Source organism: Blautia sp. SC05B48 (assembly GCF_005848555.1).
Lineage (GTDB): Bacteria > Bacillota > Clostridia > Lachnospirales > Lachnospiraceae > Blautia_A.
The window spans coordinates 1,498,151-1,516,250 of the sequence record NZ_CP040518.1 but is presented as its reverse complement, the minus strand read 5'-3'; the positions used below and the strand labels follow the sequence as shown (position 1 = coordinate 1,516,250).

10 protein-coding genes are annotated in these 18,100 nt (G+C 45.0%); 2 read left to right on the top strand and 8 right to left on the bottom strand.

Annotation, left to right across the window (positions count from 1 at the left end):
• Nucleotides 1-991: 991 nt before the first annotated feature.
• Entirely contained in the window at nt 992-1,945 is a 954-nt protein-coding gene (locus tag EYS05_RS06895) for an alpha/beta fold hydrolase (protein WP_138276877.1), read from the top strand.
• Nucleotides 1,946-2,346: 401 nt separating this feature from the next.
• On the opposite strand, the gene EYS05_RS06890 is transcribed toward EYS05_RS06895, so the two are convergent.
• Nucleotides 2,347-2,946 (bottom strand): TetR-like C-terminal domain-containing protein, encoded by a 600-nt coding sequence (locus tag EYS05_RS06890; RefSeq protein WP_138276876.1) that lies wholly within the window; start codon nt 2,944-2,946, stop codon nt 2,347-2,349.
• A gap of 505 nt (nt 2,947-3,451) precedes the next feature.
• Between EYS05_RS06890 and EYS05_RS06885 the strand changes: the two genes are divergently transcribed.
• Complete coding sequence (locus EYS05_RS06885) at nt 3,452-7,117, top strand: YhgE/Pip domain-containing protein (protein ID WP_138276875.1); 3,666 nt, start codon at nt 3,452-3,454, stop codon at nt 7,115-7,117.
• 403 nt (nt 7,118-7,520) lie between these two features.
• On the opposite strand, the gene EYS05_RS06880 is transcribed toward EYS05_RS06885, so the two are convergent.
• The 7 genes from EYS05_RS06880 to mnmE all read right to left on the bottom strand — a co-directional run bounded on the left by EYS05_RS06880 (nt 7,521) and on the right by mnmE (nt 17,951).
• Entirely contained in the window at nt 7,521-9,077 is a 1,557-nt protein-coding gene (locus tag EYS05_RS06880) for a DUF4340 domain-containing protein (RefSeq protein ID WP_138276874.1), read from the bottom strand.
• Complete coding sequence (locus EYS05_RS06875) at nt 9,077-10,606, bottom strand: GldG family protein (protein ID WP_138276873.1); 1,530 nt, start codon at nt 10,604-10,606, stop codon at nt 9,077-9,079. Before EYS05_RS06875 ends, EYS05_RS06880 begins: the two co-directional genes overlap by 1 nt.
• Nucleotides 10,607-10,619: 13 nt before the next feature.
• Nucleotides 10,620-11,483: an ABC transporter permease gene (locus tag EYS05_RS06870; protein WP_022426692.1), complete on the bottom strand. Its 864-nt coding sequence runs from the start codon at nt 11,481-11,483 to the stop codon at nt 10,620-10,622.
• Nucleotides 11,480-12,550 (bottom strand): ABC transporter ATP-binding protein, encoded by a 1,071-nt coding sequence (locus EYS05_RS06865; RefSeq protein ID WP_021651032.1) that lies wholly within the window; start codon nt 12,548-12,550, stop codon nt 11,480-11,482. Before EYS05_RS06865 ends, EYS05_RS06870 begins: the two co-directional genes overlap by 4 nt.
• Before the next feature lie 302 nt (nt 12,551-12,852).
• The gene (rsmG, locus tag EYS05_RS06860) at nt 12,853-13,572 is read right to left on the bottom strand and encodes a 16S rRNA (guanine(527)-N(7))-methyltransferase RsmG (protein ID WP_138276872.1); all 720 of its coding nucleotides are present in this window, start codon (nt 13,570-13,572) and stop codon (nt 12,853-12,855) included.
• 189 nt (nt 13,573-13,761) lie between these two features.
• Complete coding sequence (gene mnmG / locus EYS05_RS06855) at nt 13,762-15,648, bottom strand: tRNA uridine-5-carboxymethylaminomethyl(34) synthesis enzyme MnmG (RefSeq protein ID WP_138276871.1); 1,887 nt, start codon at nt 15,646-15,648, stop codon at nt 13,762-13,764.
• Between the two features lie 926 nt (nt 15,649-16,574).
• Nucleotides 16,575-17,951, bottom strand: coding sequence for a tRNA uridine-5-carboxymethylaminomethyl(34) synthesis GTPase MnmE (gene mnmE, locus EYS05_RS06850; RefSeq protein WP_138276870.1), 1,377 nt, complete (start codon nt 17,949-17,951; stop codon nt 16,575-16,577).
• Nucleotides 17,952-18,100: the final 149 nt, after the last annotated feature.

Genomic DNA, 18,100 nt, shown 5'->3' with positions numbered 1-18,100 from the left:
GTTCAGCAGAGCGCGAATGACAATGAAGGTATCTGCGGGCGTGCTGACGCACGGCAAAGATATCTGACGCAAGATTTCACATTCTGATGGGCTGGATTAAGATGCATTATTTTAGAGGATTGCTATAGGATGCGATGCGCAGTTATTCAAGCGGATAAAAGCATCCGCTTCGCAACTTACTCATAACCAAATAACTACTTCGCAGTTTATCAGAAGGAACTTTCACTCCTTTTGATACAAGCAAGTCCCCGTCCTCTGCTTATTGCTCTTCGCAATTGAAGCAGGGGACTTACTTAATTCGGTTCAAAATCTGATTTCTATGTATCATGAAGCGTATTGGCGATGCCACTGTTCACTGGTAATATCGTAATATCCCGCAAAGTGGCTTTTGTGAACGAAGGTCGCAGGAAGCCCAAGACCATACCCCTCGACAATTTATGCGATTAACTTAGATTCTTTACATTGCGAAGCGTATTACTGAAAACAAACCAAACAGCAACTTAGCGATCGTTACAATATTCCGTAAGTTTTTTTGTAAACAACGGTCGCAGAAAGCCTGAGACCATACCGCGCCAATTTATGCGATTAACTTAAATTCTTTGCATTACGAAATGTGTTGCTAAAGACAGAACGACAGCACCTTGGCGGTCATTGTCAAGAACAGAATGGGCAGTAGTATCAGCAAACGTTACTGTTAACTGGTAATGTCCGGCGAGGTGTTTTTTGTGAGTGAAGATCACAGAAAATCCAAGACATACCGCGCCAATTTACGCGATCAGCATAAATTCTGTGCATCGCGGAGCGTGTTACTGAGAACGGAGCGAACAGTAGCCAGCAAACAATAACAAGGTTAGGGTTCCTACAAAAGCATTGTAAATTTTTCGTTCCTGTCGTATAATAAAGCAAAGAAATATTCAGAAAAAATCAGATCAGATACCTGAATTACGTTACATCTGTCTTGATTATTTTTACGAATTCCAGGAGGCTTTTTATGAAGAAAAATGGACACAGACTACTTACTCTTGCAGCTTTAGTCGGAACTGCCGCAGGTGTTATTCATATTGCTAACCGTTTCATAGATGCCACATCTCAGCTTAAAGACATGTTGGAACAGCCACATAGCAAAACCTATGACTGGCGTTTTGGAAAGATTTTTTATACAAAACAGGGACATGGCACCCCTGTTCTTCTTATTCACGATATCATGCCAGGTGCTTCCGGTTATGAATGGAATGCCGTAGAGAAGCAGCTCGCAACCGAACATACAGTTTACACCATTGATCTTCTTGGATGTGGACGTTCCGAAAAACCGGATATTACTTATACCAATTTTGTATTTGCTCAGTTACTCTGTGATTTTGCCAAGAATGTGATTCGCGAAGAAACCGATGTTATTGCCAGTGGTTTCTCAGGTTCTTTTGCGATCATGGCTTACCGTAACAATTCCGACTATTTCCGCAAGATCATGCTGGTCAATCCACCAAGCTTCAGTTCCCTGAAGCAGGCACCTTGTAAAGACAACAAGCTCTTTAAGTATTTTATCGAGCTTCCGATTTTCGGAACTCTGATCTACCATATGGTAGCTTCCCGCGAATCCATCAGCAGTCTGTTTATGGAAAAGCTTTTCTACAATCCCTTCCATGTAACAGATACACTGGTAGACACCTATTATGAATCCGCTCACAAGGGCGGTTCCAACGCCAAATATCTGTATTCCAGCTACATTGGCAAATACCTGAATATCAGCATTAATAATGCCGTAGAATCTTCCGATGCATGCATCTATATTATTTCCGGAGAAAAAGAAGCTTCAGCTTCTCTTATCGCAGAGGAATACCAGAAGCTGAATTCTTCCATTGAAACCGCTGTGATCTCGGAAACCAGGCATCTTCCTCATCTGGAAGATCCGGAACATTTCCTGGAACAGGTATCTATTTTCCTGTAAAAACAGCTTATGATCCGGCAACAAAGACAAATTTTCTCTATAGTAATTTGGGAAATCAACACATCAAAAGAACATTGTTCATGTTCGGAGCCGTTGAGCTTCATGCAGTAATTTGTGGAGATGCTATAAACCAGCAAAAAGCCAATAAAAAAAGAGTACTGTTTCACGTGAAACATGAATTTTCTCTCAAACAAACGTGAAACAATACTCTTTATTTTTACCAGACTCACCTCATACATCCGGACATTTCTCTTATCTATAGCAATTCCATAAAATAATACAATCAAGATAGTTCAGCAGAGTGTGAAGGACAAGGAAGATACCTGCAGGCGTGCTGACGTACGGCAAAGATATCTGACGCAGGATTTCACGCTATGATGAACTGGATTGTTTGCAGTAATTTATGGAGTTGCTATAAGTGCCTGCTCCAGATACATGTGTGTTGTATTATCGATCAGCTTATGTGTCAACTCTGCCATATGCTGTGTACTCTCCTGATTCTCAGAAGACAACCATGTCTTGATCATTCCCACGCATCCGTTCAGACAAAACGCATACGCATACTCAATATCACGGTTGTCTTTCGGAAGACGAACTGACAAGCGATGCAGCACTGTATCTGCGATCAGTTTTTCTATACGATTCACGAAAGCCATATCTCCATTCTTTCCAAGAAGTGCGATACAAATATCCTTATTATGATCCAGGATCGTAAATATCTGCTCAATAAAAGGATACGAGCTCTCCTTATTATTAAGAGGATCCAGAGGATAGTCTGCCACCAAATGCGTGATTTCCTCCATCAGTTCAGCCTCTATGGATTCCAGCATCTGATAGATATCTGTATAGTGAAGATAAAATGTGGAGCGGTTGATATCAACTTCTTCTACCAGTTCCTTTACCGTAATTTCCTTAATACTCTTCTTCTGCATAAGACGGGCAAGCCCCGCTCGCAACTGTGCCTTGGTCTTACGTACTCTTCTGTCAACTTTTTCCGCCATCTTAATCCCCCCTGCAATTCAAAAAAGCAAGTCTGTTTCCTCCATCACCTATTACTTACGATACTCTGCAACTGTCATACAATGTGCATCCTTCAAACGAGCAAAAGCATTCTCTTTCTCTACACTGATCTGCATGATACCAGAAATCTGCTGCGCAATTTAGTTGAAACAGAGGAATCCTGTCTGCATTTAATATTACCAACTGCACATAAATTCAAAGTAAATAAAATACTTTTTGTCTATTATGCAGTTTTTTATTTGTAATAGACACTTCCATTATTTTCGTCTATTAATATACATTCAGTAAATTTTTAATGGTTGTATCTGTGGTATGTGTTTAGTATAATACATCACGTAAAGAAAATCAACACTTTGTTTGATAATGGAGTGCAAAGCTATTAATAGATTTTAATATGATTAATAGATTTTGTTACCATTACTGGAATAAAGTTTGATTAATCAACTATGTTTGATAATACAATTTAATAAGAAAGGGATAGGTAATATGATCAAAAACGAATGGAAAAGCTTACTTCGTAACAAGCTCATGCTTATCGTCGTAATCGCCATTATCGTAATCCCGATCATCTATGCAGGTCTGTTTCTGAAATCCATGTGGGATCCTTACGGAAACGTAGACAGCCTGCCAGTGGCCGTGGTAAACGAAGACAAACCTGTCGAGTATAATGGCAAGACCTTGAGCATAGGTAAGGACATGGCGGATGAGCTGAAAGACAACGACTCAATGGCATTTAACATTGTAGACAGCAAGACAGCAGAGGACGGTCTGGCCAATGGAACCTATTACATGGTTATCAAAATTCCGGAAAATTTCTCCGCAAATGCAGCCACTGTAATGGATGACGATCCAAAACAAATGGAACTGTCCTACGAGACTAACCCGGGAACCAACTATATCGCCTCCAAGCTCAGTGAGACAGCAATGCTGAAGCTTCGCGATAACATCGCTTCCAAGGTTACAGAAACCTATACAGAAACCGTTTTTGATTCTATCTCAGAAGCAGGTGACGGAATGCAGGAAGCTGCAGACGGATCCGGAAAGATCGAAGACGGACTGAATACAGCAGCTGATGGTAATACAACGATCACCAAGAACCTGAAAAAGCTTTCTACCAGCACTCTTACCTTTGTAAGCGGTGCTGACAGTCTCACAGAAGGTCTTAAGACCTACACCGATGGTGTTGCAAAGGTTAACGATGGCGCAAAGAGCCTGAACGATGGTGCAGGGCAGCTGAACAGCGGCGTTGCAACCCTCACAGAAAAGGTTCCTGAGCTGACAACCGGTGTGGATACTCTGGATAAAGGTGTTCAGCAGTACACCGCTGGTGTGGATGAGCTTAATAAAAATTCTGATGCATTGAAATCCGGCGCAAGCAGCCTGGAATCCGGTGCAAACCAGCTGAACAGCGGTGTTGCAGCTCTGACAGAAAAGGTTCCTGAGCTGACAACCGGTGTAGATACTCTGGATGAAGGTATTCAGCAGTACACCGCTGGTGTGGATGAGCTTAATAAAAATTCTGATACATTGAAATCCGGCGCAAGCAGCCTGGAATCCGGTGCAAATGCATTAAGTGCAGGTATTGATACTCTTTCCGACGGAGCAACACAGTATGTAGCTGGTGCTGACACTCTTGCAGATGGAACTGCCACCTATGTGGCTGGTGCTGGCAAACTCGCAGCCGGTGCAAAAAAGCTTGCCCCACTTGAAAACGGACTCACAACCGTTTCCAATGGTATCTCTCAGCTGAATACCGGTGTTACCAAAGGAACCGATGACTCACAGTCACTGATATCTGGAACACAGCAGTTGGAAGACGGACTGAAAACCCTGAATGATAAAGTTTCTGCTCTGAAAGAGGGAACAACACAGGAATCCATCAACAAGCTTGCAGCCGGCCTTACTTCCGCAAAGAATGGTATGGACACAGCCGCAGCTGGTATGAACAGTGCCGCAGCTGGCATGAACAATGCAGCAGACGGAATCAACAATGCGGCCGGATATATCACTCAGGCCGCAGGCATCACAAGCCAGACCAGCAGCAGTATCACAGACAGTCTGATCCCAGCTCTCCAGAATGCAGGCACACAGTTTTCACAGGTGGGTGATCAGGTCAGCAGCATCCTTACAGGATATGGACAGCAAACAACTGAAGCACTTACTGAGGCAAATACCAAGATTGGTACTGCCGGACAGACAATGACCGATTTAGCAGCACAGCTTCAGGCAATTCAGGCAACCGCTTCTGAGGACGGAACCATTTCCGCAGCAGCTCTGAATGATGTGATCAACGCTTTAAACAGCACAGCCGGTGGAATGACTGGCGTGGACGGTTCTTACATGAGCAGCTATTCTGATCAGGTTTCACAGCTTGCAGCTGGTGTATCCGGTCAGCTCTCTTCTACTCAGGAAAACCTGAATGCTGTTGCCTCCAAACTTAACGAAGCAGCTTCCGGACTGACTCAGATCTCCGGAGGACTGACTCAGGGTGCCGGTACACTTTCTGAGGGTGCAACAGCCATGACAGATGGTGCAAACCAGATGAGTGCAGGCGCAACAACCATGAATGCAGGTGCAGAGCAGTTATCCGCAGCTACAAATCAGCTTCCTACAGATCTGATTGCTCAGCTTTCTGCAGGTGTTACACAGCTGTACCAGGGTGCACAGGCTGTAAACGCAGGAACCAAGAATGTTTCCGCAGGACTTCAGTCTCTGGAAGACGGCACAGCCGAAGCCTTCCCGACTGCTGCAGCGGGAATCAGAGCTCTGAACGATGGATTTGACCAACTGACATCTTATGATAAAAAACTCAACGACGGTACAAAGAATCTGAAAGCAGCCGGCAAACAGATCACTAACGCACTTCCGGATATCAAATCCGGTGCAGGTCAGCTGGCAGATGGTTCTAAGGCACTGACAACTGGAATCGCAACTTACACCAATGGTATTGCAAAGCTTTCTGAAAACAGTGCTGCTCTTACAGACGGCACCAAGAAACTGGCAACAGGAGCCAAGGCTCTTTCCAGCGGTGCTGCTACTCTTGCAGACGGAACAAAAGCATTAGCCGATGGTTCCGGAACACTGACAACCGGAATCACAACCTACACCGATGGTGTTGCAAAACTTTCCGAAAATAGTTCCGCTCTTACAGGCGGTACCAAAAAGCTCTCAACAGGAGCCAAGACGCTTTCCAGCGGTGCTGCTACGCTTGCAAACGGAACTAAAACATTAGCAAACGGTACCTCAACACTTCTCAGCGGTACCGAGAAACTTGTAAGCAACAACAGCACACTTAACAATGGTGCAAAACAGCTTGCAGATGGCGCTGCCCAGATTCAGAGCGGTTCCTCTCAGCTGTATGATGGCTCCAAGAAGCTTGGAAGCGGTATGAAAGAACTGAAAGACGGTTCCAAGACACTGACCACAAGCCTCAGCGATGGAGCTACCACTGTAAAAGATAATTCAGCAAGTGATGAAACGATCAAAATGTTCGCAACTCCTGTTGTAAACGATGAAACAAAGCTTACCGATGTCCCGAATAACGGACACGCAATGGCGCCTTACATGATGTCTGTAGGCCTCTGGGTCGGCGCGCTGGCATTCTGCCTGATGTATCCTCTGGCTCAGTATAAGGGCAAACTGAAATCCGGTTTCGCATGGTGGGCAAGCAAGGCTTCCGTCCTTTATCCGGTAGCTATCCTTCAGGGAATCTGCCTGATCATGCTGTTACATGCATTTAACGGATTCACACCTGCAGAGATGGGCAAAACCGTACTCTTCGCCTGCCTGACATCAATGACCTTTACCTCTATCATGTACTTCTTCAACATTACTCTTGGTAAGGTAGGAAGCTTCCTGATGCTGGTATTCATGGTCGTTCAGCTTGCAGGATCTGCCGGAACGTATCCGGTTGAGGTTTCACCTTCATTCGTTGCAAAGATCCATGCATACGTTCCGTTTACTTACACGGTCGATGCATTCCGTGCAACGATCAGCGGTGGCCGAACCATTACCACTTCCATTATTGTAATGGTTGCACTGTTAGTGATCTTCACAATCCTGACGATCCTTCAGTTCAATCACATGACTAAGAGAAAGAAAACAGGAAAAATCGTTTTCTTCGACTGGCTGGAAGAAAGAGGTCTTGCATAATACTTAGTTACTGACAGAAGCTCCCCCGAACCTTCTGTTAGATATAGAAAAAGTAAAACTGTACAGTTGCTCAGATGAGCTTCTGTACAGTTTTTTTATGTCTTCATCTGCTATCACCTATGTTTTTCTGGACGGAAACGGCAATACCAAAAATACAACCTACACCGATTAAAAGCCAGGCACCGCAACCAAATACCGTATCCGTGCATACCGCATCACAAACGGTAAAAAATATACGGACCTTATTCTTCTGTAAGGACCGTAAAATAATAGCAACATAAAAACACCCCGGGAAATCCTGATCTATGTGGTGTCTCCGAATATCTGATCATCAAGCGGATATTCGGAGATCACCTTATTATTTGCGGATCTCCGAGGTGTTTTTATTTATTTTTTTAATATTTTATTTTTCCGCCTCAGCTGTTGGTGTTGCTGTGGCTTCTGTCTCTGTTTCACCGTTTACCATGGTTTCATATGCATTGAACATTTCTTTTACTGTCATTTTGTTTACAAGAAATACCTTGTCTCCAACGACAGCTGCATAATAGTTTGTGTCATATGTGTAGAAGGTAACGGTTGTCTGATTCTTGTCAGAGTCTGTGAATACAGCGGTCATCTCCGGGTCTGCAGCCGGTGTATAAGCCTCTGTCAGTCTCTTCTGTCCTGCCATGTTTATCAGCTTGTTGTAGAAGGTGGTAAAGGTGGTACTTTCTATTTCCTCCCCATCCAGCTGATAAGTTGTTGTTTCTTTCTCGTTTCCGTCTTCATCTGTAAATGTTTCACGTGAAACATTTACAGTATTTGTTGTTTCACCGTAGGTAACCTGGAGCTGATCCAGATTTTTTACAGACAGATAATTGACGATCAGTGACCAGAGATCTGACGGCGTCTTGTCAATAACTGCACTCAGTGTATCTGTTGACATTGTATAAATCTGTTTATTATCTACCGTTACATATCTGCTGCCATCTCCTGCCTCATCACCGACGTAAATGACTAGCTGTTTATCCACTGTGGTTGTCTTGCTGTCTTCATCTTCTGAGCTGCTGTCCGTGTCTGTAGTGTCACTGTTCTCAGAATCGCTCTCAGAGGCCGTAGAATCGTTTTCCCCGGATTCTGTACTGTCTGTGCTGTCATCCTCCACCTCTTCCTGATAATCCACTGTAATCGTCGCATAGGGCTTATCAAGGCCATACTGGGAAAGATCCTCTGCATTGTAGTTTACAAACTGGTCAAATGCAAAGCTTCCAAGTCCGGAGGTTACGTTTCCTGCTGCCGTTGTATCGGCAGACTCTTTATCGCTGCTTCCGTCACCGGAAACATCCCAGGTAGCTCCGTCGGAATTTTCTTCCAGGACATAGGAATCTTTATCCTCGCTGACCTGGACCTTTTTCACTGTGGAAGAATCAATTGTCGGGAAATCTTCTCCCTGTGCATAATCGTAAAGGGAATTCATAAACGGAGATACTGTGTCCGCTGCCACTACATATACCGTGCTGTCATCATCAGCCCTGGAAATGTAATACTGATTCGTAGACGTATTCTCATCTCCGATGTTGAGCTTCGTTGTCCCATCAGCGGTATCAACGGTTACTGTGTTAGATGGAGAATCCAGTCCGTATTCCGTAAGATCCTCCACATCCTCCAGGACTCTGTCCGCTTCCACCTTTTTGATGGCGGAAGCTGCGGAATCCAGAGTTGTCTGATTTACAGGAAAAGCAGTCTCATCCTTTTTCACCCAGGAATCATCTTTTTTCTCAAAGGTCACTTCCTTCTTGTCTACGATAAATTCCAAGGATTTAATGTCATCCGTTTTCACGGAAAACACTTCTGTTTTGCTTTCCTCTTCGCTGCTCTCTGTCTTTTCTTCTTTGGATACGTAGGTGTTCAGTCCCACATAAACGCCGCCGAGAACTGCCAGAACAACAACTGCTGAAACAAGTTTGGTCGATTTTTTCATTATGCTTTTCTCCTCTTAAGCCAGATCAGGAATCCTGCAACAAGGAACACTCCCGGGATCAGACCAATGGTACAGATCTTCCAGAAGGCTGCATCATAATCGGTTACTGTCAGGCTTGTGGACTCAAGGCTCTTGGATGGAATAGAAACGGAATTACTGTCGTCTGTGCTGGTCATCCAGTTTAAGGACTCCAGAAGGAGCTTTTCATTTCCGCCGGATACCATCTGGTTTACCTGGCTCTCCATCAGATTTGCCGTGGAATAGTAAACAATCTGTGTTTCTTTGTCATCATCCAGTTTCTCAGTGATGGCAACACCAAGATCAAACGGTCCATCTACATCTCCGTCTTCCTTTTCGATATTGCTGCTCTGCATATTTGCTTTGGAGTAAGCCTTGTCAGAGGTTGTCAGGATACTGTCGATGGTTACGGTATCTCTTACATCATCTGTTTTCTGAATGCCCTGCGCATACGGTGCCAGTACATAGGAGCCTGCAGAAGCTGTCTCAGAGCTTGCATCTGTGCTGTTGACTGTTGGTACAAGATAATATGGCATTTGCATTCCATAATGCTGATTATCACCCTCAAATACGATTCCCTCTGCACACTTTACACCATAGTTTTCAAGAACCGCATCAAAGTTCGGCAGATCATCCTGTGTATAATCCGAGAAGATCATAGCTTTTCCGCCTGCCTCCAGATAATCCAGGAGTTCTGTTTTTTCTTCCTCGGAAATATCGCTGGTCGGAGATACGATCATCAGACAGTCTGCATCATCCGGAACCTTTCCCTCTGTGAGAAGGTTCAGCTCCTTGATATCAATGTTTGCTTTCTGGATATCTTCTTTAAAGCTGGAATCCAGATCTTTTTCTCCGTGTCCGGATAAGGTATACATGATCGGAAGATCCTCGGATGTTACATAACCGATCGCACTTGTGATCTGTCCTTCTCCATCAAATCCGGTAGTAGTCTGCTGCCAGGTATTATAGTCTACTGAAGAGGAATACATATCGTTGTAATTGATAACCTTGTTTCTGTCGCCGCAGACTACGATCAGGCTGTTTGACGCAAGATCATCGGTTGTATATTCTGATGCAAATTTCGGATTTACAACAGGGTCTTTCACCTCAACTTTAATATGCTTGGACTCATCTTTATAACGTGAAAGCAGATTGGAGATCGTGTCGTCCTCAGAACCGCTTGCCGCGATCTGATAAATGGTAACATCCTTATCCAGTGCCTTCAGTACCTTCTTTGTTTCATCACCGATGGTGTAAAGCTTGGATGAGCTTACATCCAGCTGTGAATATTTGGATGGGATCGCCCCGACGATCATATTGATCACAACCACGATCACGATAAAGACAGCTGCCATAGCCATGCTGTAGGAACCATTTTTGATATGTTTTTTGCTGATGGTGCCTACCAGCTTTTTCGGATCCGGTTTATGTTTCTTTTTGCCGGAGTCCTGTGCGGTCTCCGGTACGGCTGCCTCGCCTTTATTTTTCTTAAATTTCTCACTGAATTTCATTTCCATTCACCCCCTAGTTCCAGCGTCTCTTCTGAATGGACTGCATGGTAAGGAACAGGCAGATCGCAATAACAGAAATAAAATAAACGATTCCTGTCACGTCAAACACGCCGTTTGTAAAATTATCATAATGTCCGCTCAGGTTAAATACGTTCAGTACCTTCTGGATACCACCCTGGAAAATACTGGATTTTACAACGTATACGATCACAAGGGCAATCTCTCCCACAGCTCCGATCACTACAGAGATCAGGACATTTTTGATCATAGTATAAATGATGATCGCGATCGCCACGATCAGAAGTCCGAATGCCACTGCGGTTGACATGGAGGTCTGTGAAAAGAATGAGGAAATTCCGTTCATCATATAGAAGGCGAACAGGAATACAAACGTAAGTACTGCTGCAATTACCTGGCTTTCTGTAAGTGCTGACATAAATACACCGATCGCCAGATTCGCGCATCCCAGAAGGAAAAATCCCAGGATTCCGGTGTATGCGGAAGCATAGGAAATCGTTCCGAACTTACTCATAATCAAAGGATAAACGCACATGATCACGACCGGAATGGCAAACACAGCTACCAGTGCAAGATATTTTCCAAATACGATATCCCATACAGATACCGGTGCGGTCAGAAGAAGCTGATCCGTTTTCTGCTTGCGCTCTTCTGCAAGTACACGCATGGAAAGGATCGGCACACCGATCAGGAACACAAAGGTCAGTGCGCTTAAGGTAGTTTCAAATTTTGAATAGCCGCCTGAAAGCTGATATGCGGAAAAATAAATTCCCGTCAGCACCAGGACAAAAAATATGAAGAGATATCCAACCATGGAGGTCAGATAGCTTTTCAGTTCTCTTTTAAAAATCGCTGTCATGACTGATCCCCCTCTTTCTCATCAGAAGCCTTCTCTGGTTCCCCGTTTTTTTCTTCCTGAGTTTTTTCTTCTTCCGATGATCTGTCTTCTACCGGTTTCCACTGTGAGCTTTCCGGTTTTCCGGCGGATTTTTTCTCTCCTTCGGTAAGTTCAAGGAATACATCCTCAAGGGAAACTCTCTTAACCTGCATCTCGTAGATCGGACAGTTCGCTTTTGCCATAGCGTAGAAGACTTTTTCACGGATATCCACATTTTCCTGAATGGAAAGTTTTGTTTTCCACAATTTCTCATCGCTGTCATAGGACATTTCCACCCCGGTTACGCCTTCGATCGTTTCCAGAGCTTTTCGAATCGTGTCTTTCTCGCCTTTTACCTTCATAAGGAGGCTGTTGGAGCCTGCTGCCAGACGTTCCAGATTATCCGGTGTATCGCTGGCTACCAGCTTTCCATGGGAAATGATCAGAACATAATCACACACTGCTCTTACCTCGGAAAGGATATGGGAGCTTAGGATAACCGTGTGCTTCTGCTTCAGGCCTTTGATCAGGTCACGGATCTCGATGATCTGCTTCGGGTCAAGTCCTACTGTCGGCTCATCCAGGATGATCACTTCAGGATATCCCAGGATCGCCTGTGCAAGACCCACTCTCTGGCGATAACCTTTGGAAAGGTTTTTGATCAGACGGTCTTTCATGTCTGTGATCTTTACCATATCCATGACTTCTTTTATCTGCTTGTCTTTTTGGTTTCTTGGGATTTTTTTCAGATCAGCCGCAAATTTCATGTACTCAAGAACAGTCATGTCAAAATAGAGCGGCGGCATTTCCGGCAGATAGCCGATACATTTCTTGGCTGCCTCCGGTTCCTCCAGAATATCATGACCATCGATCATCACTTTTCCTTCTGTGGAAGCAATGTATCCTGTGATCATGTTCATAGTTGTTGATTTTCCTGCACCGTTGGGGCCCAGGAATCCGTAAATTTTCCCCTTTTCGATCTGAAAGGAAAGATGGTCAACTGCAGTATGATCACCATACTTTTTGACCAGATTACTTACTTCGATCACTTTACTCTCCTCCTTTTATTCTCAGGGAAATACTTTTTTTAATTATCGATTTCCCATTTTATAAGATGCCAGAGGCAAAAGGTCCTGAAACTGAAGCCCTTGACTCTGGCGTCTTTTCAATACCAATAGAAAATGCCCCCGGATGAAACAGAGAATGGGGGAATCCAGGGGCATCTCTATCGGATTATAGTGTAAAAGTAATTTGTGATAAAAGTAGGATAAATTTGTGATAATTTTGTGAAACTCCCGGACAAAAAAATCTCCTGTCGGACAGATTTTGACTTTGTTCGACAGGAGGTATCTTATGCCAGTGGCTCTCTGAGCGGTGTTCCGGCTTTTCTCGGATATTTGCCTGGGGTGTTCTTTACCTTCTCGATAATGACCAGGGAGCGGCCGATCTCGGAGCCCGGAAGGTCAAAGTACTGAATATCCCTGATCTTTCCACCAAGGATCTTTACTGCTTTCTCTGCTGCTTCTGCTTCTTCCTTTACAGAACCGGATTTATAGGAGACAAAAAGCCCTCCGACTTTTACATACGGGAGACAATATTCAGACAGGGTTGCAAGTCCGGATACTGCTCTGGATACGCAAAGATCATATTTTTCTCTGTAGGCTTTGTTTTTTGCATATTCTTCGGCTCTTCCATGAATGGCGGAAATCCCCTCCAGGCCCAGGAGCGCAAAGGTTTCTTCCAGGAATTTTACTCTTTTATTGAGGGAGTCCAGAAGGCAGGCTTCCACTTCCGGGAAGGCGATCTTCAGGGGAACACCCGGGAATCCGGCACCGGTTCCGATGTCCATAACGGTTTTTACATTGCTCATATCTACAGCCTTGACGCAGCAGAGGCTGTCCAGGAAATGTTTCACGAGAACCTCGTCAAATTCTGTGATACCGGTGAGGTTCATGACTTTGTTTTTTTCTACAAGATATTCGTAGAATCGGATAAACTGGTTTTTCTGCGTGTCACTGAGTGTGATCCCAAGCTCCTCGCAGCCTTTTTCCAGGATTTCTAAATTGTACATGCAGCTTCCTCTCTTATTTTCTGTGTTTTATTGTTATTCATAACTGTTCAGTACCCTCACAGTTACGAGTCAAAATGCATTCCAAATCACCTTCGGTGATATCATTTTGCCTTATATGTCTCGGGATTTTGGCAAAAAAACGTGCCAAAACGCCTGCCTTCTGAATAGTTGCTGTTATTCTTTGTATTATCAGTATTTGTGTCCGGATCTGCTTTCCAGATATACAAGAAGCACGGAAATGTCAGCCGGGGATACACCGGAGATACGGGACGCCTGGCCGATGGACACAGGTCTGTAGGCTTCCAGCTTCTGGCGTGCCTCAATGCGGAGGCTTCCTACATCTTCGTAATCAATGTCTTCCGGAAGCTTTTTCTGCTCCAGTTTCTTAAACTGCTCTACCTGCTTCATCTGGCGGCGGATATAGCCATCATATTTGATGTTGATCTCTACCTGCTCACATACATCTTCCGGAAGCTCCGGTCTTTCTTTATCGATAGGTGCAAGCACCTTATAGTTAAGCTCCGGCCGACGGATCAGCTCTGCAATGGTGGTTCCGGATTTCAGAAGGGTACTGTTCAGAGATTCCAGAAGGCTCTGTACCTCTGCAGAACCACCTACGGTTGCATGTTCCACTCTCTCGATCTCTTCCTGGATCCGGCGCTCTTTTTCCTGTAATTTATGGTATGTCTCATCATCGATCAGGCCGACCTCCCAGCCTTTTTTGCGAAGGCGGAGATCTGCGTTGTCCTGTCGGAGAAGCAGACGGTACTCAGCACGGCTTGTCATCATTCGATATGGCTCATGGTTCTCCTTTGTTACCAGATCATCGATGAGAACGCCGATATATGCCTCTGAGCGGTCCAAAATCAGCTGTTCCCGGCCTTTTACCTCCATAGCCGCATTAATTCCCGCTATGAGGCCCTGAGCGGCTGCTTCCTCATATCCGGAGCTCCCGTTAAACTGTCCGCCGCTGAAAAGGCCCTTGATCTTTTTGAATTCCAGTGTGGGATAAAGCTGGCGCGGATTGATGCAGTCATACTCAATAGCGTAAGCATTTTTTACAATCTTGGCATTCTCCAGACCTGGTACAGAATGGTACATCTCGTACTGAACATCCTCCGGCAGGGAGCTGGACATTCCGCCGATGTACATTTCATTTGTGTAAAGACCTTCCGGTTCAATAAATACCTGATGGCGTTTTTTGTCTGCAAAACGAACTACTTTATCCTCAATGGACGGACAGTAACGTGGTCCGGTTCCTTCGATCATTCCGGAATAAAGGGGGGATCTGTCCAGATTTGCACGGATGATCTCGTGTGTTTTTTCATTTGTATAGGTCAGCCAGCAGGATTTCTGCTCGATCTGTACAGCTTCCGGGTCTGTGGAAAAAGAGAACGGTACGACTCTTTCATCGCCGAACTGCTCTTCCATCTTAGAATAATCAATGGTGTTTCCGGCGATTCTGGCCGGAGTTCCTGTTTTGAAGCGGAACATTTCGATCCCCAGTTTTTTCAGGGAATCCGTAAGGTAATTGGCTGCCTGAAGGCCGTTCGGTCCCGTATAGTTGCTGACGTCACCGTAAATGCAGCGGGCCTTGAGGTAGGTTCCTGTACAGAGGACTACAGCTTTTGCGTGGTAGGTGGCTCCTGAGAAGGTTTTTACACCGGTGATGTGCCCGTCTTCTACCAGAAGCTCGGTCACTTCGCCCTGGCGGATGGTTAAGTTCTCTGTATTTTCCAGTGTCTTTCTCATTTGTGTGCTGTAGGCCTGTTTATCGGCCTGTGCACGAAGGGAATGGACTGCAGGGCCTTTGGACTGGTTGAGCATTTTGGACTGGATGAAGGTTTTGTCTATATTTTTACCCATTTCTCCACCGAGAGCATCCAGCTCGCGGACGAGATGCCCTTTGGAGCTGCCGCCTACGTTGGGATTGCAGGGCATAAGGGCGATGCTGTCTACGCTGACTGTGAACATGACTGTGTTGAGTCCTAAGCGGGCGCATGCCAGTGATGCTTCGCAGCCTGCGTGGCCGGCGCCTACTACTATGATGTCGAAAAACTGTTCCAGATTTTTCATGCTTTTTCTCCTTTATTTTTTTCTTATTTTTTTTCTTTGTTTATTGTGTGATTGGGTTTTGGTTTTGTTTTTATTTTCTTGGCAGAGGGCCTGGTTTTTTTGCTTTGGGAAGCTGTGGAAAAACCGCAAAGGGGCCGTAAAGCCACGGCCCCTCTGCACACCCCTCGGGCTTTTTTTTAAGAGTTCTTGGGTTGTGGTGTGTGATACGGTGTTGACTTTTGTCTGTATGCTTCGGTATTGGATGTGGAACGTTGTGCCGAAGGGGTTTTGAGTTCTTGGGTTGTGGTGTGTGATACGGTGTTGACTTTTGTCTGTATGCTTCGGTATTGGATGTGGAACGTTGTGCCGAGGGAGTTTTGAGTTCTTGGGTTGTGGTGTGGGGTGCGGTGTTGACTTTTGTCTGTATGCTTCGGTGTTGGATGCGGAACGTTGTGCCGAGGGAGTTTTGAGTTCTTGGGTTGTGGTGTGGGGTGCGGTGTTGACTTTGTCTGTATGCTTCGGTGTTGGATGTGGAACGTTGTGCCGATTGTTGTGATGGAACTGTAACGAGGTTCTCGATGTGCGATGCACATCTGCGGGGTTATTCCTGCTTCCGTTTGATATATTTCGGCTCAGTGTTGAATTGTCGATACAGAAGCATACAGACATAAGTTAGTATCTTTCAGCATTCCTCAACCGCCGCACTATATAAAAAAAGGCCCAGGGGTGTGCAGAGGGGCGCGGCCTTGCGCCCCTTTGCGGTTTTCTCACATTCCAATGTGATCCTACCCTCTGCGGGGTTCCGCAGTCCATGTGGCATACACAACCGAGCTTTCGCAATACATGCGGTTATACGGCCGGAATTCCGCAATCCATGTGCCATATACGGCCAGAGTTCCGCAGTCTATGCGGCTATACAGCCGGGGCCTCCGCAGCCTATGCGCTTATTATTTTCCCATACAAAATTTAGAAAATATCTCATTAACAAGGTCTTCCCCAAGTGATTCTCCCAGAATCCGTCCCAGACTTTCGTATGCATCTGTCAGGTCTATGGAATAAAAATCCTCCGGCATTCCGCTTTCTATGCTATTTTCTACCAGAGAAAGACTTTCCTGCGCTTTTAAAAGCTCCTGTCTGTGGCGTTCATTAGTGATATAGACTTCATCATTGAAGTCAATCTCCCCACTGAAGAACATTTCCCGGATTTTTTCTTCCAGGTCTGTGATCCCGGTTTCTTCTTTTGCGGAGATTGGGATCACCGGCTGGTTTATTCTGCTCTTTAAATCCTCTATATCTATAGCAGATTCAAGGTCTGTCTTACTGTAGAGGACAATTGTCTTTTTCTCTTGCAAAATTTTTATGATTTCTTCGTCGTTTTCATCCAACGGCACGGAGGAATCTACGACATAGAGGATCAGGTCTGCGTCTGCTGCCATTTCTTTGGCTTTGGATACGCCGATTTTCTCTACGATATCTTCTGTCTGGCGGATTCCGGCTGTGTCAGCGATCTTTAATGTGATCCCATGCAGGTTGATATACTCTTCCAGTACATCTCTGGTGGTTCCTGCGATATCGGTCACGATGGCTCTGTCTTCTCCCAGAAGCAGGTTCAGCAGAGAAGATTTCCCTGCGTTCGGCTTTCCCAGGATCACGGTCCGGATACCTTCCTGTATGATCTTCCCGTCCCCGGCTGTTTTTAACAGGTTCTGTATTTTTTCTTTTTCTTCTGCCACGATCTGTTCTAATTCTTCCGAATATCCTGTCAGATCATAGTGCTCCGGATCGTCTAATGCCGATTCGATGTACGCTATATGGTACAGTAGTTTTTCCCTGATATTCTGTACTGTTTTTCGGACTGAACCTTTTAATTGTCCTACAGAATTCTTTAATGAGTACTCGTTTTTGGACTGTATCACATCCATAACGGCCTCCGCCTGGGAAAGATCGATCCTTCCATTGAAAAATGCACGCTTGGTAAATTCTCCCGGCTCGGCAATAATGGCTCCGTTTTTCAGCACAGTTTCAAGTACCTTTTTCATGGCTAAAACGCCGCCGTGGCAGTCGATTTCTATGGTATCTTCTCCTGTGTATGTCCGTGGTCCACGCATGGCCATGACCAGCACTTCGTCTACCATTTCTTCGTTATCATAAATATATCCATAATGAATGGTGTGGCTTGGAACGTTTTTCAGAGATTTTTTTCCACCCTTGGAACGGTATACTCCGGATGCGATCTCAAAAGCCTCCGGGCCACTGATCCTGACGATCCCGATTCCCGATGCGCTCATGGCTGTGGAAATCGCAGCAATCGTTGTCTCTTCCATTTTTCATTCTCCTTTATCAAACGGATAAAAGCATCCGCTATATAACACTGCAGCTGATAGCTGCCATACCGTTTATCCTGGTCCAGCAGATAAAAGCATCCGGTTAAACGCTTAAACGCAAAAATGTTACTCCGGAAAAGCTTTTTACA